Below are 25,929 nucleotides of genomic sequence, written 5' to 3' on the forward strand. Positions count from 1 at the left end.
CTCTTTAATACTATCGGCCCCCCTTCTTATCTTGAGCGCAATCCTGAATACCGCACAGGCAGGTATCAGCTATCAGTTGCGCCAAGTACAGGCCAGTTCTGGTGAAACCGTCGATATTGACGCCATCGTCTACAACGACACAGGCAGCTTGATGAGCTGGACCGCCCCGCAAAACCTGGTTTTGCAGTGGCGCGACAATAACGGCAACGTCATCCGCAGCCTGGCCGAACTGGTCAACCCGCGGCCCCGAGCATCCATCCCTACCAACAACTTCACCGCCTACAGTTGGCGAGCCGTGGTCCCCAATGGTTTGACCGGCTTGCAAGCCGTCAATATTGAAGGCGAGCGTGTAATGTTGGCACTGGACACCAATCCGGAAGGCCAAAGCCCGATTACCTCGCAACCGGCAAACGCCGCTGTGGTGAACGCAGGTGCTGGCCATGACCCACGTGTCATTGACCCTGCCCTGCCCTATGCCCAGGCCGTCGCGGCCGGAGCACAACGCGAAGGGCCAGCCATCAATAACGGACAAGGCCTGAAACCCGCAAACTCCAGTTTCGAGAACTTCAGCAACGCGATTTCGGCTCACGACCCGACTTACTTTATTGTCGGCAATAAAGGCGGCACCAATGCCCGCTTCCAGCTGAGCTTCAAGTACCGTCTGCATTCGCCGGATGATCCTAGCAATCCGAAGTTCTACGATCACTTCTACATTGGCTATACGCAAACAGCCCTGTGGGATCTGCATGCAGACTCCAAGCCTTTTGTAGACACCACCTACCGCCCCAGCTTCTTCTGGCGTAAGGACTCCATCTGGGAATCCGAGCAGAAACGTCTGTTCATGGGTCTGGCCACCGGCTACGAACACGCTTCTAACGGCAAGGCCGGTGATGACTCGCGCTCCATGAACGAGGTCTTCATCCAGCCCGAATTCAATTACCGCTTTGATCACGGTGCCACACTGACGTTTGCCCCACGCATCAAGCACTATGTGTTCATGGGCGAGAACGCAGACTGGGCACACTACCGTGGCCGTTACGACTGGAAAGTCCGCTACGCCCAGGATAACGGACTGGTACTGTCTGGCATGTACAACAAGGGCGCGGGCAGCCGCAATACGCATGAGTTCACGATTGCCTGGCCACTGAACCGCACACCTTTGAACATGAATGGCTATCTCTACGGCCAGTACTTCTCGGGCTATGCGGAAACCATGCTGGGCTACCGCGATCGCTCTTCGCAGTTCCGTATCGGTCTGGCGCTGGTGCCGTAAGCGCTTCTACAACAGTCCCCCACCGCGTCGGCTTCCCATGCCGGCGCGGGCCATATCATGATCACAGGCCTGAATCAGAAAGCGCTGAAACAAGGCCACCAATCCTTCCGGCTCACGTCCTTTGGGCCACAACAAGCCCACCTCTACCGACTCCACCGGGTCATGAATCCCGATGGCATGGATACGCTTGCCTTCCAGAGACCAGGGCCGGTAAACCATATCTGACAAGATTGTCACCCCAAAGCCATAAGCCACCAAACCGCGCACCGCCTCCAGGGAGCGGGTCCGCATAGCGACACGCTCCGGAAAGCCGGGGCTGCCCCAATGTCGCATGGCCGCCGTATCGGCATCGTCCACCGTCAGAAAGATGTAGGGATAGTTATTGACCTGCTCCAGGGACACACTGGACTCATTGGCCAGGGCATGTTGATCCGACACCCATAAGCGCCGGCGGGAACTGCTCAGGCGATGGTGCCCGAACATGGCTAAATCGGTGATATTCGACAAAATAGCAACACCCAGATCGATACGCTCGCCCTCCAGGGCGGCCTCCATTTCGGGGCGCTCCATATCCACCAGCTCGATGTCGATATTCGGATAGCTGTGCTTGAAACGACTGATCAGATCAGGCAAGAAGTAGCCTAGAACCGTATAGCCCGCGGCTACCCGAATCTGCCCTTCGATATTTTGTCGCCGCAAATCTGCATGGTTCAGCGCATCGCTGACGGCATCAATCACGTGATGGGCGTGGTGAAAGAACGCCTGTCCCTGTGGCGTTAACTCCACACCATGGGGCAAACGCTCAAACAAGGCCACATTCAGCTGACGCTCCAGACTTTGCACTGCATTACTGATGGCCGACTGGGAGACGTTCTCCGCCTGGGCCGCCGCCGAGAACTGCCCGCTGACCGCCGCAGCGATGAAATATCGAAACTGCCTCAGAGTCACTTCGTGCTTCATAGCCATCCGTTTTTCAGATATCAGGTACACGTAAATTTGATTTTACGATAACAAAAAGCTGCCCTAGACTAAAGAACAAACGACAACAACTTGCACGAAAACCATCCTTCTTGCAGGAGACAAACTCATGAATGCCCCACTCAACAAACCTTACAAGGCCATGTTGGAATCCGTGTCCCTGGATGACAAATACACTGTCACCAAGGGCCGCGCCTATATGAGCGGCACCCAAGCCCTGGTGCGCTTGCCCATGCTGCAGAAAGAACGGGACCGGCGCGCCGGTCTGAATACAGCAGGCTTCATCTCTGGCTACCGGGGCTCCCCATTAGGGAGCGTAGACCAGGCTCTGTGGCAAGCCAGCAAACACCTGAAAGAACACGACATCGTGTTCAAACCCGGTCTGAACGAAGATCTGGCCGCTACCGCCGTCTGGGGTAGCCAGCAAACCAATCTGTACCCCAGTGCACGTTTCGACGGCACCTTTGCCATGTGGTACGGCAAGGGCCCTGGCGTGGACCGTTCCATGGACGTGTTCAAGCATGCCAACTCGGCTGGTAGCGCCCGACACGGCGGTGTGCTGGTACTGGCAGGCGATGACCACGGTGCCAAATCCTCCACTGTTGCCCACCAGTCCGATCACGTTTTCGCCGCCGCCGGTATTCCCGTGCTCTACCCGGCCAACGTGCAGGAATACCTGGATTTTGGCCAGCACGGCTGGGCCATGAGCCGTTTCTCCGGCCTGTGGGTAGCCTTGAAATGCGTCACTGAAGTGGTGGAGTCAAACGCCTCGGTCGATCTGGACCCGGACAGCCTGAACATTGTCCTGCCCGAGATCGAGGACATGCCCGCCGATGGTCTGAACATCCGCTGGCCAGACCCGCCACTGGCGCAAGAAGCCCGCATGATGAACCACAAGTGGTACGCCGCTCTGGCTTATGTGCGCGCCAACAAATTGAACCGCGTCGAGATTGATTCGCCCGAAGCCCGCTTTGGCATCATGACGGCGGGTAAAGCCTATCTGGATACCCGTCAGGCACTGGCCGATCTGGGCCTGTCCGACGAGCTATGCGCCGAGCTAGGTATCCGACTATTTAAAGTGGGCTGTATTTGGCCCCTGGACGGGCAAGACGCCCGCCAGTTCGCAACCGGCCTGTCCGAAATTCTGGTGGTGGAAGAAAAACGCCAGATTCTGGAATATGCACTGAAAGAAGAGCTGTACAACTGGCGCGATGACGTACGTCCCAAGGTCTACGGCAAGTTTGACGAGACCGAACACGGTGGCGGCGAATGGTCCAGCTTGCGCTCGCCCTGGCTACTCCCTCCTCAAGGTGAACTGTCTCCTGCGATTATTGCGCGCGCCATTGCCCGCCGCTTGTGCACCATGGACATTTCCGAGGAGCTGCAAGCCCGCATCCAGGCCCGTCTGGCCATTCTGGATGCCAAGGACCGCGAAGCCCGTATGCCGCGCGTCAGCGTAGAGCGCAAGCCCTGGTTCTGTTCGGGCTGTCCGCACAATACCTCCACTCGCGTGCCCGAAGGCTCGCGCGCCATGGCCGGGATTGGCTGCCACTACATGACGGTCTGGATGGATCGCAGCACCTCCACTTTCAGTCATATGGGCGGCGAAGGCGTCGCCTGGATTGGCCAACAACCCTTTACCGATGAAAAACACGTCTTCGCCAACCTGGGCGATGGCACGTATTTCCATTCGGGAATTTTGGCGATCCGAGCCTCGATCGCAGCCAACTCCAATATCACCTACAAGATTCTGTATAACGATGCCGTCGCGATGACAGGCGGCCAGCCCGTAGACGGGATCTTGAAAGTCACCGACGTCATTGCCCAGGTCCATGCCGAGGGCGCTCGCAAGATTGTGGTGGTCACCGACGAGCCCGAGAAATTCAAGGGCGTTACCCTGGCTGGCAACCCGCCTGTGTATCACCGTGATGAGCTGGACCGCGTACAGCGCGAGCTGCGCGAAGTGCCCGGCACCACCATCCTGGTCTACGACCAGACCTGCGCCACGGAAAAACGCCGTCGCCGCAAGAAAGGGACTTACCCGGACCCTGCCCTGCGCGCCTTCATCAACGACACGGTCTGTGAAGGCTGCGGGGACTGCTCGGTCAAATCCAACTGCTTGTCCGTTGAGCCTCTGGACACCCCTATGGGCTCCAAGCGCCGCATCAACCAGTCCTCCTGTAATAAGGACTTCTCCTGCGTTAACGGTTTCTGCCCCAGCTTTGTCACGCTGAAAGGGGCGCAGGTACGCAAGCCGGAAGCTCAGGGCCGTTCGCTGGAGTCCTTCAATCTGGCCGACCTGCCTTTGCCCAAACTGCCGGATCTGGACAAGACCTACGGTATTTTGATCGCCGGTATTGGTGGCACAGGTGTTGTGACGGTAGGCGGCCTGCTGGGTATGGCTGCTCATATCGAGCAAAAAGGGGTCAGCGTTCTGGATATGGCCGGTTTGGCCCAGAAAGGTGGTGCGGTGCTGAGCCACGTGCAAATCGCACGCCAGCCCGATCTGCTCCATGCCACCCGCGTTCCAACGGGCGAGGCCTCCTTGCTGATTGGCAGTGATGCTCTGGTCAGCGCCTCCACGGATGTCCTGAGCCGTGTCAGCCGCGATCGCACCCACACCATTATCAACACCGCAGCCAGCCCGACTTCGGATCTGATCGGCAATGCGCACTGGAAATTTCCGCTACAAACCGCCTGCACGGATATTGAAAATGCCGTGGGTAAGGAAATCCGCTATCTGGACGCCAATGCCCTAGCCGTACACGTTATGGGCGATGCACTCTATGCCAACCCCATCTTGCTGGGCTATGCCTTCCAGCGCGGCTGGATTCCGCTGCATATGGACAGCTTGCTGCGCGCTATCGAACTGAACGGCGTCGCTGTCAAAGCCAACCGTGAAGCCTTCCAGTGGGGGCGTCTGGCGGCTGAAAAGGGTATCGAAGCCTTGATGGAAGGTGCGACACCCAAAGCCCGTGAAGTCACTTTCCCTGAAAGCGTGCAATCCCTGATCAAGCGCATGGAAGAACACCTGACTGCCTATCAGAACCCGGCCTGGGCCAAGCGCTACCGCGACGCCATCAACAAGGTCATGGAACGCGAATCGCGCCTGAATCAGGACAAGGCTCTACCCCTGACTCGCATCGCCGCCACGCAACTGGCCAAGCTGATGAGCTACAAGGACGAGTACGAAGTGGCCCGCCTGCACACCGACCCGGCCTTCCTGGACAAGCTGCGTGCCCAGTTTGCGGGTGAACCTGGCAAGGACTACCAGATCGAATACCATCTGGCCCCGCCCTTGCTCGGTCGCAAGAACAGCCAGGGTCAGCCAGTCAAGAGCAAGTTTGGCCCTTCGACCCGCAGCTTGTTCAAGATTCTGGCCCGTCTGCGTGGTTTGCGTGGTGGTGCGCTGGATATCTTTGGCTACACCCAGGAACGCCGTCAGGAACGTCAGAACATTGAGGACTATCTGGCCGACCTGAATGAAGTCAGTGCCCACCTGGATGCGGACAATATGGAAGTGGCCCAGCGCTGGTTGAACTACCCGGATCTGATCCGTGGCTACGGCCATGTCAAAGATGCGGGCCACGTCAAAGCCTACGCCCAGCGTGAACAACAACGCAGCCAGTTCCGTTCTCGTACCGAACCCAGCCAACGCGTTGCCTAAACCTATCGCCAGCCCTGGTAACACAGGGCTGGCTCCCCTTAACTCCTCCTTAGCGGCAGGCTGTCTTTCAAAGCGGCCTGCTTTTTTTTCGTCTTTAAACCCCGAACCGGCATGCGGCCACACTTCCCCGAGAAGCCCAAGCGTTTAGCAAGATAGTTTGCTCATTAAACTGACATACAATCGTGCAATTCGATGCCAGTGCCACCGTCCGTGGCAATTAGGTCGACCAGGACCACATTTTATGCGCCATCTTGTTTACGTTTTTGTTCCTTCAGCCCTGATTTTGCTGACCGCTTTCAGGCTGGCTTTTGCCTTGTGGCAATGGCCGCGTGTGCGTCAGGCCGGAGGTCTGCTGCCCATCCTGATTGGCGGCTTGCGTATCGACGCCCTGATGATCGCCGCGCTCAGCGCCCCCGTGGTCTTGCTGGCCCCCTGGCTAGGACACTATCCCGTCATGACGACGATAGCCGCCATCTGGTTTACCTTCGCCTGGTTCCTGCTGACCTTGCTGGAAGTTTCCACGCCCCAATTCATTATCGAATACGACACTCGCCCCAATCGGCTGTATGTGGACTATCTGAAGCACCCTCAAGAAGTAGTGGGCATGCTCTGGAAAGGCTACAAGCTGATGATAGGCATCGCCCTGATTGGTCTGGGGCTGATTGTGTACTCGGGCTGGTCTATTTTTGGTCACGTGTCTGCCGACCCCGTGATGAGCTGGTGGCTGCGTCCTATCTGGATGCTGATTGCTGCGGCCCTGTGCATCCTGGCAATTCGGGGCACCTTGGCCCACCGCCCCATCAATCCTTCTTCGGTCGCCTGGAGCAGCGACAGCATGCTCAACACGCTGCCCTTGAACTCGCTGTATAACGTGGCCTACGCCATCTACAGCATGAAAAACGAGCGCTCGGCTGAGGATATTTACGGTGGCCTGGACGTCGCAGAAATGAACCAGATCGTGCGCGATGCGGCTGCCTTGCCGGCTGGCCCTGACACACTACCCACCCTGCATCGTCAGACGCCAGTGCAAAAACGCGAGCGCAAACCCAATCTGGTCCTGATCGTGGAAGAGAGCCTGGGGGCGCAATATGTCAGCAATCTGGGCGGCGCCAATCTAACCCCCGAACTGGACAAACTGGCCCAAACGGGCTGGAACTTTCGCCGCGCCTACGCTACCGGCACGCGTTCGGTACGAGGTCTGGAAGCGGTTTCTGCCGGCTTCCCCCCAACCGTGGCAGACGCTGTACTGCGCCTGCCCGGCTCGCAAACCCGCTTTTTCACCCTGGCCCAATTGCTCAAGGAACAAGGCTACCGCTCACGCTTTATCTATGGCGGCGAAGCCCACTTTGACAATATGAAGAGCTTTTTCCTGGGCAATGGCTTTGATGAGCTGCATGAGCAATCCAGCTTTGAGTCCCCCGAGTTCGTCGGCACCTGGGGCGCCAGCGACGAGGACATGTTCAACAAGCTGCACCAGTTGCTAAGCCAGGACAAGGAGCAACCCACCCTGACGCTGGCGTTCTCCGTCAGCAACCACTCGCCTTGGGAATACCCGGCTGGCCGTATTCAGGTGGAAGGCGATCCCGCCACGGTAGAGAACACGGTACGTTACGCCGACTGGGCCATTGGGGACTTCTTCAAGAAAGCGCGTGAATCCGCCTATTGGGACAACACAGTATTCTTGATCGTGGCCGACCATGACTCGCGCGTGGGCGGTGCCAATCTGGTGCCTGTGCGTCACTTCCATATTCCTGCCCTGATTCTGGGCGCAGGCGTTCCCAGCCGTCAGGACGAACGCATCATGAGCCAGATTGACCTGGCTCCCACCCTGCTATCTCTGATGGGCATTGAAAGCGAGCACCCCATGATCGGGCGCGACCTGACCCAGCAGGACAGCGACCGGGCCATGATGCAGTACTTCGAGAACTATGGCTATTTGAAAGGCGACATCCTGACCGTGCTGATGCCACACCTGCCGCCTTGTCAGTATCGCTATACCGCGCCGGACAAGTACGAGCTGCTGGAACAGATAGACGAAGGGCTGGCCAAGGAAGCCCTTGCCCACGTGCTCTGGCCTAGCTGGGCGTATCACGAACAGGCTTACACCCTGCCCCACCTGCAAAAACGCTAAAACCGAAGGCTCAGGGCTTGACGAAGTCCTGAATTCGTTCTATTATGCTTGTCTTTAGTCGGGGCGTAGCGCAGCCTGGTAGCGCATCTGGTTTGGGACCAGAGGGTCGCGAGTTCGAATCCCGCCGCCCCGACCATTAAAGAATTAAAGGCTTAGTTCATTGCACAGTGAACTAAGCCTTTTTCTTTGCCTGCTCCCAGGGCATCGCCTTATTTGCGTTATGCTCTGACGACCTACCCTGATCAGGAATCGGAAATGAGCAATTCAAAAATTCTAGGTCTGAGCAGCCTGGCCTTACTGCTGTGCCTCCTGACCGTCCCTACCCTGTTTCTGCTCCTGCCAGTCTTTCTCTTCCCCCTGATCGCCTGCCTGATCGGCCTCTATGTTTACAAGCGTGGCCTGCGCGGACAAACTCGCAGTCTGGCTATTCGGCTTTTTGCCTTGCTGCCCTTCCCCGTAGCGGTGTTCACCTTTATTTTCTGCATGCAATGGATTTCGCAGGGCTATCGGGCCTGAGCCTTCAGCCCCGCCTGTTCCTTACCCGTTCAAACTACACGGATGTGTCCTTCAAAAAGCTGAGTTTGCCATTAGGCTCGATATAAGCCGCCGCTACCTCTTCCAGTGACTGGATTCCGGCCAAACGCATTTCACTCAGGATTTCATCGCGGGTCACAAACTCCCGACGCATATTGCGCCACTGCAATTGCCCGTCCCTGACCACGCACACTTTGCGCGGAGTGGCCAGTGCATTGAGCGCCGGGAATCGGTACATCAGCCAATCGACTATGTACCCCCAGGCCACAATGGTTGCGGCCACGAGCAGACCATCCGTCAAGGAATTGCTGCCGCCTGACATCGCATTACCACTGGCATCGGCAATCAGCAAAAGAATCAACAGGTCCGCAACGCCCAGCGATCCCAGTTCACGTCGTCCTGCCAGCCGCAGCAGGACGAACAGAACAAAGTACACCACTGTGCCTCGCAGCACGGACTCCAACACAGGTATTTCCAGTGCGAAGACCGTGCTCCAATCAGGTGTCAGCATGACGACAAGCAGCCTTTGATCAGTTCAGATCAAAGTACTGGTGGTCCTTGGGACGCTGGCCTGCCACGTCCTTGGCCGTAATCTTGTCAGTGAACTCATTGCCCAAGTGGGAACGCACATAGTTGACGACTTCGGCTATTTGCTCGTCATTGAGTACGCCACCAAAACCGGGCATGCCCTTATTGCCCTGGTTCACCATGAACACCACATAAGCAGGCGCCCCCAGTTTCGGATTCTTGGACAGGGACGGATACATGCCCGCCCCTTGAGCGCCCTTGCCATCGATCATGTGGCAAGACGCACAGACCTGCTCATAAATTTCCTGGCCGGTTTTCTGGGTAAAGACCACCGTATCACCCCCTACCACCGCCGTATCCGCATGGCTGATGGTCAACAGTCCCGAGGCCAGAAAAACCGCTAGAGATCGCATCATCATGACTAGGCTCCTTTGGAATCGGCTTGTTGATTACCCACAATATGGCTATGCAAGCGGGAAATCGCGTTCAGGGACGACAGGATCGCACCTTCCTGCCAGGCGTTGACGTAAGAAGCGTGCTCACCCGCCAAAACCAGTCGACCATCAATCTGGCACAGGTTCTCGTAGTGCGCGGCCCGTGTCTGGTCCGTCCACATGCCATAGCAGCCCAATGTCCAGGGAACGCGGTGCCAGGCGACCGCCACCCCACTCTCGAACTCATCCTTATATTGAGGGTGGATTTGCGCACCATATTCCAGGGCCTTCTTGACCCGATCCTCGGGACTGAGCGACGACCATTCCACGGCGCTGGGACCGAACATATACCCCCCCAGCAATACGCCTTTGCCACCGGCCATCATGCCGCCACTGGGGTAAGAGATTTGTGTGATGGGCAGGTCGGTATAACTGATGCCGCCATAGATCGCGTCATCATCTTCCCAGAAGCGCCGTTTGAACTGCAGCCCGATCTTGACCGAGGGAGCGTAAGGCACAGCGTCAATGGCAGCGTGCATTTCCTTGCTGGCATCCAGATCTATCTGGCTCAGAATCGACAAGGGAATGGTACATACGCACCAGTCTGCTGTTTCAGTGTGCTCGCTGCCCTTGCTTTGATCCTTGTAGCTAACCGTCACCTTGCCATCGCTCTGCTTGATCGCAGTGACCTTGGCATTAAAGGTAAACAGTCCCTCCAGCTCCTTGCCAAAAGCAGCGCCGATCTGGTCCATCCCACCCACCGGCTGAAACATGGTCTGCTGAAACTCGTACAGATCATGAATGCCCATATTGTGCCAAACACTGGAGCGCACAATATCGGCCAGTTTCAAAGGCTCGGAAAACTCGGGTTGTGCATTCAGACCACCTCCCGGATCACGCTCAAAACCGCGTACCTCGGAACTGGCATGGCCTTTCACATAAGCCATGTTCTTGTCCAAGGCCCCCCAGCTGCGCAAGGCTTCCAGCAGCTTTTCCTGATCCTCCTTGGACAAGGGTGCATCCAGCGACTGAGTATTAATGGCTTTGGACAAGAGCTCGGAGACCTGTCCCTGAAAATCCGCGTGGATATGGCGAAACCGCTGAGGCTTGCCACCAAAATGCTCTTTGCTATGCAGATAGGCGTTGTAGTTGTACTGGATAAACGGTTCCAGCCTGACTTTCAGCCGCTTGCAATAATCCAGCAAGGCCCGGTGATGGAAAGGAATCCGCCACGGGCCGGGGTTGATGTATTGATCCTTGTCGAACTTGACATCCTGCTTGGCGCCCCCCAGCTCGGTATAGCTGTCCCCGCCATGCAAGGACCAGTTGCGCCCCCCCACTTTTTCCCGAAACTCCAGGATTTTGACTTTGTACCCTGCGTTGCGCAGCTCCAAAGCGGCCACCATGCCAGCCAGACCCGCCCCCAGGATCACCACAGAGGTCCCTGGCTTGGGCTTGCCTTCCAGGCGAATCGGGCCATCGTAACTGCCCTCCGCCGCATGGCCCAGACGCATCATGGCCTGATACATGGCCGCGCCACCTGCGGCATACCCGACCATCGTCAGGAAATGTCGCCGTGTCAGTATTCCACCCTGTGAAACTTGGCTCATCGTCCTTTCTCCTTTTGGAAAAATGATGAGCAGCATTCGCCCCCAACTTCTTTGCCTGCCCCCGGTGCATGAATGCTACTCGTGTGGAAAAAAACAAAGAACACAATGCCTTATGATCAGCTTGTCACTTAACTATAAGCACCTAAAATGTTTAAGCCCAACATAAGAAACACATCTTTACAGGGCTGAAAATTAGCTGACTCCTGATAAATGCGTGCAAGCCCCTTTTTGATGTGGGCCTATGCTTGCCAAGTTCACCACGACGGGATATAATTTTTTTCTTAGTCGGGGCGTAGCGCAGCCTGGTAGCGCATCTGGTTTGGGACCAGAGGGTCGCGAGTTCGAATCCCGCCGCCCCGACCAAAAAATTCAAAGGCCTTGCAGAGCAATCTGCAAGGCCTTTTAGTTTTGCCGGTTCGGTTCACTGCGTCATTTAACTTTGGCTGGCGCTCACACCCACCGAGTCGGGCAAACCAAAAATAGAATCAAATGCCCAGTTGTAGATAAAGGCGAAGATGGGAAAGAAAGCCAGCAACACCGCTTCCATCAAAAAAGCTTTCCACAAGCTGACATTTAGCCACCACGCAATCAGCGGGATCAGCAAAGACACCAGCACAATCTGAAAACCGGCCACGTGCAGCACCCGGTGCCAGAACGTACGCGCCTGAATCTGACGACGGCGCTCCCAGGCTTCAAACAGCATGTTGTAGAACAGGTTCACCGATACTGCGCAGGTGCTGATCATGAAAGACAGCATCCCGCTTTCCATGGCCCCTGCCCCACTCAAGTGCCCCAATACGGTTGCCGCTACCATCATGCCCAGCAACTCGAACATCCCTATGTAGACAACTCTTCTTTTCCATCCCTGCACGATAAATATCCTTGATCAAAAGCTCAGAAAGCATGATTATCCGCAGTACAGCTTCTAGAAAAAGTCAGATTCCATCAGTTTTACTTATGGTTTAGCCATGCTTACCAGTGATCATCTTGAGCTCTTGCTTGCCGTGGTTGAACACGGCTCCTTCTCCGCCGCCGCGCGGGCGTTGCGCCGCACACAATCGGCCGTCAGCATGGCCGTGGCCAATCTGGAGGCCGAGCTGGATCTGTCGCTTTTTGACCGCAGCCGACGTGAACCTGTACCCACGGCCGAACTACTGGCCATGCTGCCCGACGCCAAGCTGATCGCCAGCCGCTTGCAGAGTTTGCGACTGCATTTGCAGGAATTATCGGGGGGATTGGAAAGCCATTTACGGCTGGGTATCGTGTGCGATGTCGATCCCGAACCGGCGTTGATTGCCTTGCAGGCTCTGGAGCAACGCTATCCCGGTCTGGACATAGAACTGCGAACCGCGCCCCAAGACGCGCTGGTCGAAGCACTGCAAAAGCGCGAGCTGGATCTGTGCATTGCCTATGGCGGACGGGAACTGGAAAGCGTGGGGATTGTGCAATCGCTGTGGACCGAAACCATTAGCGCTGTCGCTGCACCCGGCCATCCCTTGCTACAGGACAGCCCCAGGCCCCTGGAAGATTTGAAAGCCTACCGGCAGATTGTGATTACCAGCCCCGACAAGGATATACGCAAGGACCGTTCCATGCTCAGCCTGCGTCAATGGAAAACGGACAGTCTGCCCATGACACTGGAACTGGTGGAACGGGGATTGGGTTGGGCAAATCTGCCCTTGTCTTGCCTGCGGCCCTCACTGGAGTCTGGCCGTTTGCACCGTATCCAGTTCTCTACCGGCAGCAATGGTCTGGACTTGCCCATTTATCTTCTGCAATCCAAGGGACAGGATGTGGGCAAGGCGCAGGCCCTGTTCAGACAGGCCCTGCAAGACGAATTAAATACGCGCCTTGCGCCTATTCCGGTACGGTGACATTCGCCTGACCGCTATCAGCCAGGAACTGCGCCACCATCCCTTCCTTTTTCTGCCGGGCAATAAAGGCCTCAACCCAGGCATGGGCCAGCGTACGCTCTGACGGCACCGCCATGGCCTGACGAATCACAGTGAAACTGTCGGGCAGCACACGCAAGCCGCTGCGGGAGCGGGCATAGCGCTCCAAAGGCTGTCGTACGCCCGCAGCGGCATCCAGCTCTTCTTCCACAAACAGATCAATCGCATCGGCAGAGGTCGTTGCCCGTACCAGATCGGCATGTTTTAAATGACGGCTCAGGAACAAATCGTAGGCCGCCCCTTTGCCAACGGCAATGCACACGCCTTGCTGATCCAGCTGATCCACGTTCTGAAAGGCGGACTCGTCACGCACCAGATAGGTGCCTTCGATATGCACATAGGCTTCACTGAAGCGAATCTTTTCCGCACGCTTGGGATCAATCGCCAAAAAAGCCAGATCCCACTCGTCCCTGTAGACCGCCTCTACGACAGCCTGGGCCGCATCGTAGCCATGAAATTGCACGCTCAGGCCCAGCTCTTGCGCCACACTGCGCGCCAGGTCCGCCGAGACCCCTTTGGGCGACTGCTCATTGGCACCGCGTTGGGCCAGGACGGGATTGCCATAATTCATGGCAACACGCAAAACCCCGCTGGGGGCCAGTTCTGCTGCGACAGCCTGCTTTTGTGTCATGTAAATGCTCCGTCATACTTTTAAGAACCCGGTCTTCTACAATAACGCACCTTCCTGTCCCACTACATAATGGAGCGCCTGTATGTCTCGTGATGATCTTGGAAAACTCTTGCTGCGTGTCACGGTCGGTGTGTTGATCCTGCTGCACGGCATCGCCAAGATACGTTATGGCATCGGAGGAATCGAAAGAATGCTGATCGCCAACAATATGCCCGGCTTTCTGGCCTGGGGCGTGTACATAGGCGAAGTGATTGCTCCCGTCCTGATGATTCTGGGTTTTTACGCCCGTGCCGGCGGTTTGATTGTAGCCATGAACATGGTCATTGCCTTGTTGCTGGCCCATAGCAACCAGATCGGCAGTTTCAATGCCCAAGGTATTTGGGCCCTGGAGTTGCAAGGCATGTTCCTGATTGGTGCGCTCACAGTCGGCTTGATTGGCGCCGGACGCTACAGCCTGGGTGGCGATGGCGGCCCCTGGAACTAAGGCTGGCCCGATTCATGTGCTGGAAAACGCCCGCTTCGCCGGGCGTTTTTCATGGATGATCAAGCATAACCCCCACCTGCCCCCTTGTTCGCCCTAGCCACTCAGTCCGCTGGTCTCAGGTACCTCTACGCTCGACGCTACTGCACTTGCACGGGAGTTAAAGTTAGTTGGCGATGGCGTTGGCACCTGGCTTCCGGCCTTAACTTGCCAAGGTCAAATCCAGCCGCAACCCCCCTTTCTCCGACGCACTGGCTTGCACCTTCCCCTGATAGCTGCGCGCCAGCTCACGCACAATATCCAGTCCCAATCCAAAGCCTGGATGTCGCTCATCCGCACGCTGGCCACGACCAAACACACGCTCCAACTGCTCCGGCTCCAGGCCAGGACCATCATCTTCCACCACCAGATGCAGCACATTGTCCTGCTGCCACACCTGACACCACACATTCTGCGTCGCCCATTTGCAGGCGTTATCCAACAGGTTTCCAGCCATCTCCTGCAAGTCCTGCTCTTCGCCTTTAAAGATCAACTCCTGATCGGGTAAATCCAGATGAATCTGCTTGTCGCTATGCAAACGCCCCATCACCCGACACAAGGACTGCAGACAACTAGACACATCCGTACGCACACCTATGGCACGTACCGCCATGGCTCGTGCACGAGACAAGTGGTGGTCAACCTGACGCTGGGCCAAGGCCACCTGCTCGCTAACCAAAGCCGCCAAATGCGGATCTTCGGCTTGCGCGGCGTTGCCCATAATTGTTAGCGGGGTTTTGACCGCATGGGCAAGATTTCCCGCCTGCGCCCGTGCGCGATCCACCATACCCGCATTAGCACTGAGTACAGCATTGAAATCATCCACCAAGGGTTGAATTTCACTGGGGAAATTGCCACTGACTTGTGGCTCCCGCCCCTCCTGCACGTCCAGCAAACGACGTCGCAAAAGATGCAGAGGGTACAAGGCCAGCACCACTTGCAAGATTGCCGCCAGGATCAAACCCACGGCCAAACCACCTAGCGACAGGAACAGAATCCGCTCAAAACGGGCTAATGGTTCGGCCAGAAGCTCCCGGTTGCCAGCCACCATGATCTGCAAGCTTTGTCCCTTGTCATTCACCTCGTCCAGTTCCTGACGCAACACAACCAGGCGTTGCTTTTCCGGCCCCGTCAGCGACAAAACACCATTGGGCGAATCGGGAGCATTCACATCCAGAGCCTCGTCCCACAAGGAGGTCGAGCGCAAAACCACCGTCCACTGCTCACTGCCCGCTTCCTGGCGTGCAATCTGCCAGTACATACCCGAATAAGGCTGCTCAAATAAAGGATCGCTCAGGCGCGATTGCAAAGTCACCCCATCCGCATTGTCCAGATTCACGTCCGCCATGATCTGGTCCAGGTGGGTTTGCAAACGCTGCTCGAACTGACGGTAAACGTGGTCTTGAAACAAGCGGTTCAGGCCCAAACCGGCCAGAACAATACTGATCAGAATCCAGGCCAAAGTCCCCAGCAGCAGGCGGCCACGCAGAGAGCCCAGAATGGTATGACCCCGCAAGGCGATCATGCTTCAGGGTCCACCAGACGGTAGCCCATACCTCGCACCGTTTCGATATAACCGGCGGGCAATTTCTTGCGCAGACGGCCGATAAAAACCTCGATGGTATTGGAGTCGCGCTCGAAGTCCTGAGAGTAAATATGCTCGGTCAGTTGAGTACGCGACAGCACTTGGCCAGGGTGATGCATCATGAACGCCAGCAAACGGTATTCATGGCTGGTCAGCGACAAGACCATGCCCGCACAACTGATCGAGGACGAGCGCGCGTCCAGCTCCAATTTGCCCAGCTGCAAACGTGGGTTCGCCTGACCGGCCGCACGGCGCAGCAAAGCGCGCATACGAGCCAGCAGCTCTTCCATGTGAAAGGGTTTGGCCACGTAATCGTCGGCACCCGCATCCATACCTTCGACCTTGTCGTGCCAATCATTGCGTGCGGTCAGAATCAGCACCGGCATATTGATATCCGAAGCACGCCAACGACGCAAGACTGATACCCCATCCATGCCCGGCAAACCCAGATCCAGAACTACCGCATCAAAGGCTTCTACCTCGCCTTGATAATGGCCTTGCTCACCATCATGAGCCACCTGAACGGCATAGCCAGCCCGTTCCAGAGCCTGCTGCAATTGCGCTGCCAAGGTAGGTTCGTCTTCAACAACCAGTATCCGCATCTTAATGTCCTCGGGAATGCGAGCGTTTCACGCCGCGCACAAGCAGCACTTTGGCGGTCAAGGCGTCCACTTTCAGACGTAACAGGCGGTTGTCATCAACCAGCATGCGCAAGTCATACACCCAAAGCTCAAAGCGCTCGTCATATTCAAACTGCACACGCAGCACTCGTCCGGGATAGGTCTCGCGCACCCGCTTCAAGACTTCCCGCAGCGGCAAGGCTTCACCACGGCGCACGGCTTCGCGGGCCTGATCGTGGCCCCGATAGGCCGGGCCCGGAGGCCAGTACGGGCTGGGGCCGAAACGCTCATTAGGAGGGGGAGGCGGGGGGGGAGGCGGCGGAGGGGGCAAACGACGAAAACAGTCATCGTCCCCGAGGTAATCATGTCCAGACCAATCCGAACGCTGATCCCTGTCCCACGACGAATCACCCTTCTGCTTTTTGCTGCCGCAGTCAGGGTAATCGTGAGAATGGGCCAGTGCCAATGGCATCACCGCCGTCAAAACGGCGGCCAAACTCATCAGCAAGGCGGATTGTTTAATGGACGTCATAAGAATCGGTACGTGCAGAAAAAAAAGAGGGATCAAACGATCACTCCCCCTTATATAGCAAGCTGCGGATGAACATAACATGAACAGCGGCTTCAGTTTAGATTCAGAGCCACCTGTCCATAATGGGCACCAGGCTGACAGGACAAACAAACCTTCCCACCTCAAAAGGAAGCTACCCAGGAATCTGACAGCACCACTTTTTGATTACATGAAGGAGCTATACATGAAACGCACTTCCCTCTTTTCTGCCCTTGTATTGAGCGCAAGTCTGTTGGGTGGCACCGCTGCCATTGCACAGGAAGCCACAAGCGCAGCCCAAACACAGAGCACGCAGAAACAAGCCCGTCAGGCCCGCGACCACAAACCGCTGACCGCTGATCAAGTCACCGATATCGGTCCCGCCTACCAGCGCCTGAAAGATGCCGGCTACACCAAAGTGGGCAGCCTGCATCAGCGAGGCGACAACATCATGGCCATGGTGGTCGATAAGGACGGCAAGGTTGTACGTGTCCGTTCCGAGGGTGCCAATGGCGAGTTTACGGTTGTAGAGCGCAAGAACGACGGTCAGCATCGTCGCGGCCACCGCTCCGGTCACGATCAACAACGTGACAGCGCCACGAAAGAGGCCACCAAGTCCTGATCATCACATCACTTTCCCCTAAGCAGTTGATGTTCGCAAGCAGTAGCAGTGACAACACGCAGTTGTTTTAGCAGTAGAAGTCGGTAGCAGGACGAAAAACGGCGCCCCCCCAGCGCCGTTTTTCTTTTCTACTGATTAGCCCGGATAGGGTCATCCCGCTCAAGGCGTTAGGATGGGAGTCTGTTTCACCTTTGGGAAAAGTGTCTCTCATGCTGTCTGCTGATTCGGTTTACTCACAAAGCTACTCGGAATTTCACTGGTCCATCCCCGAGCACTACAACATCGCTCACGACACCTGCGACAAATGGGCTGACGGGTCCGGGCGTCTGGCCCTGATCCAGCAATTGCCCGATGGTCAGATCAAGCGCTACACCTTCGATCAGCTCAAAGCCTGGTCCGATTCTTTAGCGGCTGCCTGGCAAGCCCAGGGTATTCAGGCAGGCGACCGTATCGCCATCTTTCTGGCTCAAGGACTCGAAACGGCGCTGGCGCATTTGGCGACCTACAAGATTGGCGCCATTGCCATGCCCTTGTTCACCCTGTTTGGTACGGATGCGCTGCGCTATCGTCTGAATGATTCCGGCGCCAGCACCTTGATTACCGATCAACAAGGCCTGGAGACGGTGTTGCCCTTGCGCGAGCACCTGCCACAGCTCAAACATCTTTACCAAAGTGACAGCCAGCAGGATCAAGGCGATGCACTTTCCTTATGGCAAGCCATTGCCGCCCACCCCGAACCGGCACCGCGCACATTGAACACCCGCGCAGACGACCCTGCCGTGCTGATCTATACCTCCGGCACCACAGGTTCGGCCAAAGGTGCTCTACATGCCCACCGTGTGCTGCTGGGGCATCTGCCGGGCGTAGAGATGTCGCACAACTTCCTGCCCACAGGCGAAGGCCTGATGTGGACACCTGCCGATTGGGCCTGGATTGGTGGCTTGCTGGATGTGCTGCTACCGGCCTGGCATCACGGCATACCCGTACTGGCCTACCGCTTCCCCAAATTCGATGCCGAGGCTACCTGGAAACTGATGTCCGAGCACGGTGTCACGCATACTTTCCTGCCCCCTACTGCCCTGAAAATGCTGCGTCGCAGCCAATGGTCACGCGAGCAATGGCCTTTGAAGCTGCAATCCATTGCCAGTGGCGGGGAGTCACTAGGCGTACAGTTGCTGGATTGGGCGAAGCAGGAACTGGGCATCACCATCAACGAGTTCTACGGACAAACCGAGTGCAATATGATCGTGTCCTCTTGCTCGGCCTGGTTTCCAGGACAGGCGGGCAAGATCGGCAAGGCCGTGCCTGGTCACAAGGTCGCGATTGTGGATGATCAGGGGCAAATTCAGAAACCCGGCATCGAAGGCCATATTGCCGTGCAGTCCCCCGATCCGGTTATGTTCCTGGGTTACTGGCAACGGCCTGAAGCCACTCGCGAGAAATTTGTGGGTGACTGGCTGCTGACCGGCGACAAAGGCATGCAGGACGAGGATGGCTATATCCAGTTCGTAGGCCGCGATGATGATGTCATCACCAGCTCCGGCTACCGCATTGGGCCCGGCCCGATTGAGGATGGCCTGATGGGGCATCCCGCTGTCGCCATGGCGGCAGTGATCGGTGTCCCCGACCCCGAACGCACCGAAGTCGTGAAAGCTTTTGTGGTGCTGAAGGAGGATATCGAACCGTCCCAGGAGCTGGTCAAGGAGATTCAGGAGCACATCAAACGCCGGGTGGCTGCACATGAGTACCCACGGCTGATTGAGTTTGTCGATGCCCTGCCCATGACAACCACCGGCAAAGTCATACGTCATGCTTTACGCAAATTGAGCCAGTAAAGGCACAAGCTGCAGGCGGCACCCGCACAACACAAGGCCGTCGCTACTCCCTTTACTGGAGCCAACACTGTATCGCCGCCCCAATGGATAAAAAAACACCCCAATCCTTGGACGTAAATCCAGCGATTGGGGTGTGTGCCACACAGGAACGACTGTCCCGATGTGGGGGTATGGCTTTATTCAAACTCCAGGCAAAGCGCCGCAAGGCCGCTCTGCCCGCATCCGTCTGATTAACCGAAACGACCCGTGATGTAGTCTTCGGTTTCCTTGCGAGCGGGCTTCACGAAGATCTGGTCAGTTTCACCAAATTCCATCAGCTCGCCCAGATACATATAGGCGGTGTAATCCGAGCAACGAGCCGCTTGCTGCATGTTGTGGGTCACGATCACCACGGTGTAATCCGCTTTCAGTTCAGCAATCAGCTCTTCAATCTTGGCCGTGGAAATCGGGTCCAGTGCCGAGCAAGGCTCGTCCAGCAGCAGAACTTCGGGTTTGATCGCCACACCACGGGCAATGCACAGACGCTGTTGCTGACCACCGGACAGGCCGTTACCGCTTTGGTGCAGCTTGTCTTTCACTTCGTTCCACAGCGCAGCTTTGGACAAGGCCCATTCCACACGCTCGTCCATTTCGCCTTTGCTCAGGCGCTCGAACAAACGCACGCCAAAGGCCACGTTGTCATAAATGCTCATGGGGAACGGTGTCGGTTTCTGGAACACCATGCCCACTTTGGCGCGGATCAGGGAAATATCCTGCTTGGAAGTCAGCAGGTTCTCATTGTCCAGCAGGATTTCACCTTCAGCGCGCTGGCCGGGGTACAGCTCGTACATGCGGTTCAGCGTGCGCAGCAAGGTGGATTTACCGCAACCGGATGGTCCGATAAAGGCCGTGACCTTCTTTTCCTTGATAGACATGTTCACATTGCGCAGGGCATGGAATTTGCCATAGAAGAAATTCAGGTTGCGGATTTCAATCTTGGTCGATTCGTCGGAGGTAATAATTTGACTCATAGCGTTGGCCGACTAGGGCGCTCCGTGAAAACGTTATTTTTGGCGGAAAAGGCTGCGAGCCAGGATATTGATACCCAAGACCAGCAAGGTAATCAGCACCGCACCTGCCCAGGCCAGACGGTTCCAGTCCTCAAAGGGGCTGGCAGCATATTGGAAAATCACCACCGGCAAGTTGGCCAGCGGCGCGTTCATGTTCAGGGACATGAACTGGTTGTTCAAGGCGGTGAACAACAAGGGAGCCGTTTCACCCGCAATACGAGCCACAGCCAGCAGAACGCCCGTCACGATACCGGGCAAGGCAGCACGGTAGGAGATGGACATCACAATCTTCCACTTGGGGCAGCCCAGAGCCGCCGCGGCTTCGCGCAGACCGTTGGGAACCAGCATCAACATATTGTCTGTGGAACGTACCACCACGGGGATCACCAAAATAGCCAAAGCCAAGGAACCGGCCCAACCCGAGTAGTGCCCCACCTGTGCCACGTATACGGCATAGATGAACAGACCAATAATGATGGACGGTGCCGACAACAGCACGTCGTTCAAAAAGCGGGTGGCCGGAGCCAGCCAGCCACGCTGACCGTATTCGGCCAGATAGGTGCCGGCCAGAATGCCGATAGGTGTGCCGATCAGAGTACCGACGCCAGCCATCATGACGCTGCCGACAATGGCGTTCAGCAAACCACCCTCACCACCAGGAGGCGGGGTGCTTTCAAACAGCAGGGACCAGGCCATGGCACTGCTGCCCTTTTCGATCAGGGTCCAGATGATCCAGAACAGCCAGAAAAGGCCAAAGATCAAGGCAGTAAAAGACACACCCAGCATCAGGCGGTTAAACACCTGCCTGCGTTTGTAAATCGGGTTGCTCAGACTAATTGCGGATTTTTTATCAAACATGGTAGGTGATCCTTAGCGCGACGTGCCTTCGTTCTTGGCCAGACGCAACAAGAGCAACTTGGAGATCGCCAATACAACCGTGGTGATCAGGAACAGGATCAGACCCAGCTCCAGCAAGGCGGATTTCTGCATGCCACCGGCTTCGTTAAACTCGTTGGCCAGTGCAGACGCAATCGAGTTCGAGGGCGAAAACAGCGAGCTTGGCAAGTTAAAGGAGTTACCAATCACAAAGGTGACAGCCATGGTTTCACCCAGCGCACGTCCCAGACCCAACATGATCCCGCCAATCACCCCGTTCTTGGTGAAAGGCAGCACCACACGCCACATCACTTCCCAGGTCGTGCTGCCCAGACCATAAGCGGACTCCTTGAGCATGGGAGGCACCAGCTCGAACACGTCGCGCATCACGGCGGTAATGAAGGGGATCACCATAATGGACAGAATCAGACCGGCGGTGAACACACCAATCCCGAAGGGAGGGCCCGCAAAGATCTGACCCAGCACTGGCACCCCGTCAAAAAAGGAGATCAGGCCAGGCTGTACATAGCGCTGGAACAGGGGCACAAAAACAAACAGGCCCCACATACCGTAAATAATGGAGGGAATCGCAGCCAGCATTTCAATGGCCGTACCCAGAGGGCGACGCAACCAGGCTGGCGAGAGCTCTGTCAGGAACATCGCAATGCCAAACGAGACCGGCACGGCAATACAGAGTGCGATGAAAGAAGTCAGCAAGGTACCGGCAATGGGCACCAATGCGCCATATTCGTTATTGACCGGATCCCAGTTATTCGTCCAGAGAAAAGAGAAACCGTATTCGGCAATGGATTCCCGGCTTCCATAGATCAGGGAAATAGAGATGGCAGCCAGCAATATGAACACGAGAAACGCAAACGAGCGTGTCATGTTCTTGAAAATGCCGTCCATAAAGGCGTTCTGATTTGATTTCATGTAGACAGATGAAGGGTCAGGCCGGAATAGGACGAACGCACTGCAACCGATTCACAGATTCTGTAACAGCCAAGGCTGCTCCAGCCCAACAAACCGGATAACGCTATGCGCTGTGCGTTCAAGACAAAACCGTAATTTTTACATAATAAAGACGGCACCACCTAGAGGTGGGCCGTCTCGCAGGATCAATTTACAACTGACCTGTATTTGAACACGAATCTTACTTCCAGACCGCAGCGCCGTCTTTGGACTTGATCTCCGATGCCCAGGCCGCCTTGATCTGGTCGGTTACGTCCTTAGGCAACGCAACGTAATCCAGCTCTTCAGCAGATTTGGCACCGTTCTCGAAGGCCCAGTTAAAGAAGTTCAGCACTTCTTTACCGTTCTCGGGCTTGTCCTGCACCTTGTGCATCAGGATGAAGGTAGCCGAAGTGATAGGCCAGGACTGTGCGCCAGGCTCTTCGGTCAGAATCACACCCATGCCAGGCGTACCGGCCCAGTCTGCGTTGGCAGCGGCGGCAGCAAAGCTTTCCTGACCAGGCTGGACGAATTGGCCGTCCTTGTTCTGCAACTGGGTCCAGGACAGTTTGTTTTGCTTGGCGTAAGCGTATTCAACGTAGCCGATCGAGTTCTGCAGCTGGCGTACGTAAGCAGCCACGCCTTCGTTACCCTTGCCACCTTGACCGGTAGGCCACTTCACAGCCTTGCCTTCACCAACCTGGGACTTCCAGTCCGGGGACACTTTGGACAGATAGTTGGTCCAACCGAAAGTGGTGCCCGAACCGTCGGAGCGGTGAACCACCACGATGTCCTTGTTAGGCAAGGTCAAATCGGGGTTCAGTTCCTTGATGGCTGCATCGTCCCACTTGGTGATCTTGGCCAGGTAGATATCGCCCAGTACTTTACCGGACAGTTTCAGCTTGCCAGGCTCAATGCCTTCGACGTTGATCACAGGCACCACACCACCGATCACGGCGGGGAACTGCAACAGGTTTTCTTTTTCCAGTGTTTCGACCTTCATTGGGTCGTCCGAAGCACCGAAATCCACGGTCTTGGCAATAATCTGCTGCTGACCACCACCCGAACCAATCGACTGGTAGTTGACGCGGTTATTCGTTTGTTTGGCGTATTCAGCCGCCCATTTGGCATAGATTGGGTAAGGGAACGACGCACCAGCACCGGTTACGTCTGCAGCTGTGGCAGTAGCCGCAAAAGCGCTGAACGCCAGAGCAATACTTACCTTGTTGAATACACGTTTTAACATCGAGAAATCCTCTTGATGATAGTCAGATCACAGGCCCACCCTGTATGTGTCGTCATAGTAAACAGACTATATGACACGTTCATGACAGTCTGTATTTCACACACCGCCCAAGCGCTGCATCATGCTCAGATGCAGATTGAACGGGGCACCGCGACTGCGGATGCGGTTATAAGTGCCATCCGGATTGGCCTTCCAGGACAACTGGTTGTCACGCAAGGCATAGGTGAAGGCTTCGGCAATGACCCGCTTTTTCAGGCTGCGGTCCAGCACTGGCACACCCAGCTCCACGCGGCGGAAGAAGTTGCGGTCCATCCAGTCGGCCGAGGAAATAAAGACCTCTTCCTGACCGCCATTGTAGAAATAGAAAACACGCGAGTGCTCCAGAAAGCGTCCGATGATTGAACGTACCTGGATGTTCTCCGACAAACCCTTGACCCCCGGACGCAAGGCGCAAGCACCACGCACGATCAGGTCTACCCTGACTCCGGCCTGGCTGGCATCATAAAGCGCCTGAATGATCTTGGGCTCCAGCAGCGAGTTCATCTTGGCCATGATGCGGGCTTTCTTGCCTGCCAGGGCGCGCTCGGTTTCCGCCTGGATGCGATCCATCATGCTGTCATGCAAGGTGAACGGCGACTGCAGCAAGCGCTTCAGGGGCCGCCAGGCACCCAGCCCGGTCAGCATGGAAAACACCTTGTCCATGTCCTCGCAAATTTCCTGATTAGCGGTAATCAGGCCAAAGTCCGTGTACAGGCGAGCGGTGCGCGGGTGATAGTTACCCGTACCCAAATGGCCATAACGCCGGATCGACCCCCCTTCACGACGCAACACCAGGGCCATCTTGGCGTGGGTCTTGTGCCCCACCACCCCGTAACTGACGTGTGCTCCCACCTCTTCCAGCTTGGCGGCCCAATTGATATTGGTCTGTTCGTCAAAACGAGCCATCAGCTCCACCACCACCGTTACCTCTTTGCCAGCACGCGCCGCCGACAGGAGGATATTCATCAACTCCGAATCTTCACCAGTACGGTAAATCGTCTGCTTGATACCGACGACTGCCGGGTCCGCCGCTGCGGCACGCAAGAAGCTCAAGACGGGCTGGAAGGACTGATACGGATGGTGCAGCAGTTGGTCTTTGCGGGAAATCGCCTCAAAAAACTGTGCGGGGGATTCAAATGAAGAATCAAACGGCGCCGGAATAGGCGCACGGTAATCCGGGAACAGAAGATCCGGACGGTCTGGCACATTACACAGCTGCATCAGGCGCGTCAGATTGACCGGGCCGCTGACGCGATAAGTATCTGGCACATCCAGCGAAAACTCGCTTTGCAAAAAGCGCTCCAGGCGCTCGGGCATGGAACGGTCAATTTCCAGACGTACGGCCGCACCAAAGTTACGTTGCGACAGCTCACCCTGCAAGGCGGCGCGCAAGTTGGTAACTTCTTCCTCGTCCACAAACAGATCGCTGTTACGGGTAACGCGCCACTGATAGCAGCCCTTTACGTCCATGCCGGGAAAAAGCTCGCCCACAAAAACGCTGATCAGGGAAGTCAGCAGCATATAGCCCTGGGGAATGCCGGCGATATCATCTGGCACACGAATCACACGTGGCAAGGCACGGGGTGCCTGCACAATGGCAATCGTGCCGGTGCGGGCAAAGGCGTCTTCACCGCTCAGCTCAACAATGTAGTTCAGGCTTTTGTTGTAGACGCGCGGAAAGGGATGCGCCGGGTCCAGACCAATAGGCGTGAGCAAAGGCATAACGTCACGCAAAAAGGTTTGATATGCCCATTCACGCTGAGCAGGTGTCCATAGCGCGGTCAGCAGCAACCCTATGCCTTCATCCATCAAGGTCGGCAAGACCTCGTCCATCAGCAAGTCGTTTTGTTTCTCGACCAACTGGTGAGCCGCAGCCTGCACCTTGTCAAACGCTTGTTGAGGCAAAAACCCGTCATCCCCCACTTGATGAGGATTTTGCAAGATCTGTTCTTTCAGACTGGAAATACGAATTTCAAAGAATTCATCCAGGTTAGAACTCACGATACAGATGTAGCGCAAGCGCTCCAGCAAAGGCGTGGTCGAATTTTCGGCCATGGCCAGCACTCGCTCATTGAACTTGAGCAAGGACAACTCACGGTTTAGCAAGGTTGAATCTGGAGAAGGCAGCATGGTGAGGTCGTTAAAAAGCCAAAGAAAATGGGATCGTGAGACTTTTACTACATGAATGTTACAGCTCTATGACCCGTAGCAATTCAAGTCTAAAACAGCTCTGCCTGGCAGGAGCGCAAATATCACATCGCCTTTCCCAAGATGCTTTCATCTAACTTTTCTTAATTT

22 protein-coding genes and 2 tRNA genes are annotated in these 25,929 nt (G+C 56.2%); 10 read left to right on the forward strand and 14 right to left on the reverse strand.

The window, feature by feature from the left end:
- The first annotated feature begins 31 nt into the window (after positions 1–31).
- The gene (locus M2Q46_RS09400) at positions 32–1,273 is read left to right on the forward strand and encodes a phospholipase A (protein ID WP_226348566.1); all 1,242 of its coding nucleotides are present in this window, start codon (positions 32–34) and stop codon (positions 1,271–1,273) included.
- Positions 1,274–1,279: 6 nt separating this feature from the next.
- On the opposite strand, the gene M2Q46_RS09405 is transcribed toward M2Q46_RS09400, so the two are convergent.
- Positions 1,280–2,239, reverse strand: a complete 960-nt coding sequence (locus M2Q46_RS09405; protein ID WP_031233005.1) for a LysR family transcriptional regulator — start codon at positions 2,237–2,239, stop codon at positions 1,280–1,282.
- 121 nt (positions 2,240–2,360) lie between these two features.
- Between M2Q46_RS09405 and M2Q46_RS09410 the strand changes: the two genes are divergently transcribed.
- From M2Q46_RS09410 to M2Q46_RS09425, 4 genes are all read left to right on the forward strand, one after another.
- On the forward strand, positions 2,361–5,918 hold the full coding sequence (locus tag M2Q46_RS09410; protein WP_302357128.1) for an indolepyruvate ferredoxin oxidoreductase family protein: 3,558 nt from the start codon (positions 2,361–2,363) through the stop codon (positions 5,916–5,918).
- A 241-nt stretch (positions 5,919–6,159) separates the two neighbouring features.
- Positions 6,160–8,049: an LTA synthase family protein gene (locus tag M2Q46_RS09415; protein WP_302357130.1), complete on the forward strand. Its 1,890-nt coding sequence runs from the start codon at positions 6,160–6,162 to the stop codon at positions 8,047–8,049.
- 59 nt (positions 8,050–8,108) lie between these two features.
- Positions 8,109–8,185, forward strand: a tRNA-Pro gene (locus M2Q46_RS09420).
- A gap of 119 nt (positions 8,186–8,304) precedes the next feature.
- Positions 8,305–8,565 (forward strand): hypothetical protein, encoded by a 261-nt coding sequence (locus M2Q46_RS09425; protein ID WP_026485262.1) that lies wholly within the window; start codon positions 8,305–8,307, stop codon positions 8,563–8,565.
- A 34-nt stretch (positions 8,566–8,599) separates the two neighbouring features.
- On the opposite strand, the gene M2Q46_RS09430 is transcribed toward M2Q46_RS09425, so the two are convergent.
- Genes M2Q46_RS09430 through M2Q46_RS09440 form a run of 3 tightly spaced genes read right to left on the reverse strand, consistent with a single transcriptional unit; the run spans position 8,600 to position 11,155 of the window.
- Positions 8,600–9,094: a DUF421 domain-containing protein gene (locus tag M2Q46_RS09430; RefSeq protein ID WP_009457931.1), complete on the reverse strand. Its 495-nt coding sequence runs from the start codon at positions 9,092–9,094 to the stop codon at positions 8,600–8,602.
- Between the two features lie 19 nt (positions 9,095–9,113).
- Positions 9,114–9,530 (reverse strand): cytochrome c, encoded by a 417-nt coding sequence (locus M2Q46_RS09435; RefSeq protein WP_009457933.1) that lies wholly within the window; start codon positions 9,528–9,530, stop codon positions 9,114–9,116.
- Between the two features lie 2 nt (positions 9,531–9,532).
- Positions 9,533–11,155, reverse strand: coding sequence for a flavin monoamine oxidase family protein (locus M2Q46_RS09440; RefSeq protein WP_009457935.1), 1,623 nt, complete (start codon positions 11,153–11,155; stop codon positions 9,533–9,535).
- 286 nt (positions 11,156–11,441) lie between these two features.
- Here M2Q46_RS09440 and M2Q46_RS09445 point away from each other — a divergent pair.
- Positions 11,442–11,518: transfer RNA gene (locus M2Q46_RS09445), tRNA-Pro, on the forward strand.
- Positions 11,519–11,588: 70 nt separating this feature from the next.
- Here the strand turns inward: M2Q46_RS09445 and M2Q46_RS09450 are convergent.
- On the reverse strand, positions 11,589–12,026 hold the full coding sequence (locus M2Q46_RS09450) for a PACE efflux transporter (RefSeq protein ID WP_009457937.1): 438 nt from the start codon (positions 12,024–12,026) through the stop codon (positions 11,589–11,591).
- 97 nt (positions 12,027–12,123) lie between these two features.
- Between M2Q46_RS09450 and M2Q46_RS09455 the strand changes: the two genes are divergently transcribed.
- Positions 12,124–13,029, forward strand: coding sequence for a LysR family transcriptional regulator (locus M2Q46_RS09455; protein WP_035270956.1), 906 nt, complete (start codon positions 12,124–12,126; stop codon positions 13,027–13,029).
- On the opposite strand, the gene M2Q46_RS09460 is transcribed toward M2Q46_RS09455, so the two are convergent.
- Positions 13,013–13,738, reverse strand: coding sequence for a transporter substrate-binding domain-containing protein (locus M2Q46_RS09460; protein ID WP_060185658.1), 726 nt, complete (start codon positions 13,736–13,738; stop codon positions 13,013–13,015). The two genes, M2Q46_RS09455 and M2Q46_RS09460, sit on opposite strands and share 17 nt — an antisense overlap.
- An 82-nt stretch (positions 13,739–13,820) precedes the next feature.
- On the opposite strand from M2Q46_RS09460, the gene M2Q46_RS09465 reads away from it, so the two are divergent.
- Positions 13,821–14,222 carry a DoxX family protein gene (locus tag M2Q46_RS09465; protein ID WP_009457944.1) on the forward strand — a complete coding sequence of 134 codons (402 nt, stop codon included), beginning with the start codon at positions 13,821–13,823 and terminating at the stop codon, positions 14,220–14,222.
- Positions 14,223–14,421: 199 nt separating this feature from the next.
- Here the strand turns inward: M2Q46_RS09465 and M2Q46_RS09470 are convergent, their stop codons facing one another.
- Genes M2Q46_RS09470 through M2Q46_RS09480 form a run of 3 tightly spaced genes read right to left on the reverse strand, consistent with a single transcriptional unit; the run spans position 14,422 to position 16,995 of the window.
- Positions 14,422–15,783 (reverse strand): sensor histidine kinase, encoded by a 1,362-nt coding sequence (locus M2Q46_RS09470; protein WP_239055200.1) that lies wholly within the window; start codon positions 15,781–15,783, stop codon positions 14,422–14,424.
- On the reverse strand, positions 15,780–16,445 hold the full coding sequence (locus M2Q46_RS09475; RefSeq protein ID WP_009457946.1) for a response regulator transcription factor: 666 nt from the start codon (positions 16,443–16,445) through the stop codon (positions 15,780–15,782). The genes M2Q46_RS09470 and M2Q46_RS09475 overlap by 4 nt, the downstream gene beginning before the upstream one ends.
- A gap of 1 nt (position 16,446) precedes the next feature.
- Positions 16,447–16,995, reverse strand: coding sequence for a PepSY domain-containing protein (locus M2Q46_RS09480; protein WP_052159339.1), 549 nt, complete (start codon positions 16,993–16,995; stop codon positions 16,447–16,449).
- Positions 16,996–17,218: 223 nt separating this feature from the next.
- Here M2Q46_RS09480 and M2Q46_RS09485 point away from each other — a divergent pair, with 223 nt between their 5' ends.
- Together M2Q46_RS09485 and M2Q46_RS09490 are read left to right on the forward strand one after the other, a co-directional pair.
- Positions 17,219–17,635, forward strand: coding sequence for a hypothetical protein (locus M2Q46_RS09485; protein WP_035270962.1), 417 nt, complete (start codon positions 17,219–17,221; stop codon positions 17,633–17,635).
- Positions 17,636–17,844: 209 nt separating this feature from the next.
- Positions 17,845–19,470, forward strand: a complete 1,626-nt coding sequence (locus M2Q46_RS09490; protein ID WP_035270964.1) for an acyl-CoA synthetase — start codon at positions 17,845–17,847, stop codon at positions 19,468–19,470.
- 230 nt (positions 19,471–19,700) lie between these two features.
- Here the strand turns inward: M2Q46_RS09490 and pstB are convergent, their stop codons facing one another.
- From pstB to ppk1, 5 genes are all read right to left on the reverse strand, one after another.
- A complete protein-coding gene (pstB, locus tag M2Q46_RS09495) occupies positions 19,701–20,480 on the reverse strand; it encodes a phosphate ABC transporter ATP-binding protein PstB (protein WP_009463840.1) in 780 nt (259 codons plus the stop codon).
- A 33-nt stretch (positions 20,481–20,513) separates the two neighbouring features.
- Positions 20,514–21,377, reverse strand: a complete 864-nt coding sequence (gene pstA / locus M2Q46_RS09500) for a phosphate ABC transporter permease PstA (RefSeq protein ID WP_022983498.1) — start codon at positions 21,375–21,377, stop codon at positions 20,514–20,516.
- A gap of 12 nt (positions 21,378–21,389) precedes the next feature.
- Positions 21,390–22,328, reverse strand: a complete 939-nt coding sequence (gene pstC / locus M2Q46_RS09505; RefSeq protein ID WP_026485253.1) for a phosphate ABC transporter permease subunit PstC — start codon at positions 22,326–22,328, stop codon at positions 21,390–21,392.
- Positions 22,329–22,548: 220 nt separating this feature from the next.
- On the reverse strand, positions 22,549–23,592 hold the full coding sequence (gene pstS / locus M2Q46_RS09510; RefSeq protein WP_035270965.1) for a phosphate ABC transporter substrate-binding protein PstS: 1,044 nt from the start codon (positions 23,590–23,592) through the stop codon (positions 22,549–22,551).
- Positions 23,593–23,688: 96 nt separating this feature from the next.
- A complete protein-coding gene (gene ppk1 / locus M2Q46_RS09515) occupies positions 23,689–25,761 on the reverse strand; it encodes a polyphosphate kinase 1 (protein ID WP_009463101.1) in 2,073 nt (690 codons plus the stop codon).
- Between the last annotated feature and the right edge of the window lie 168 nt (positions 25,762–25,929).

This window comes from Alcaligenes sp. YSL9 (assembly GCF_030515105.1).
Taxonomy (GTDB): Bacteria; Pseudomonadota; Gammaproteobacteria; order Burkholderiales; family Burkholderiaceae_B; genus Alcaligenes; species Alcaligenes phenolicus.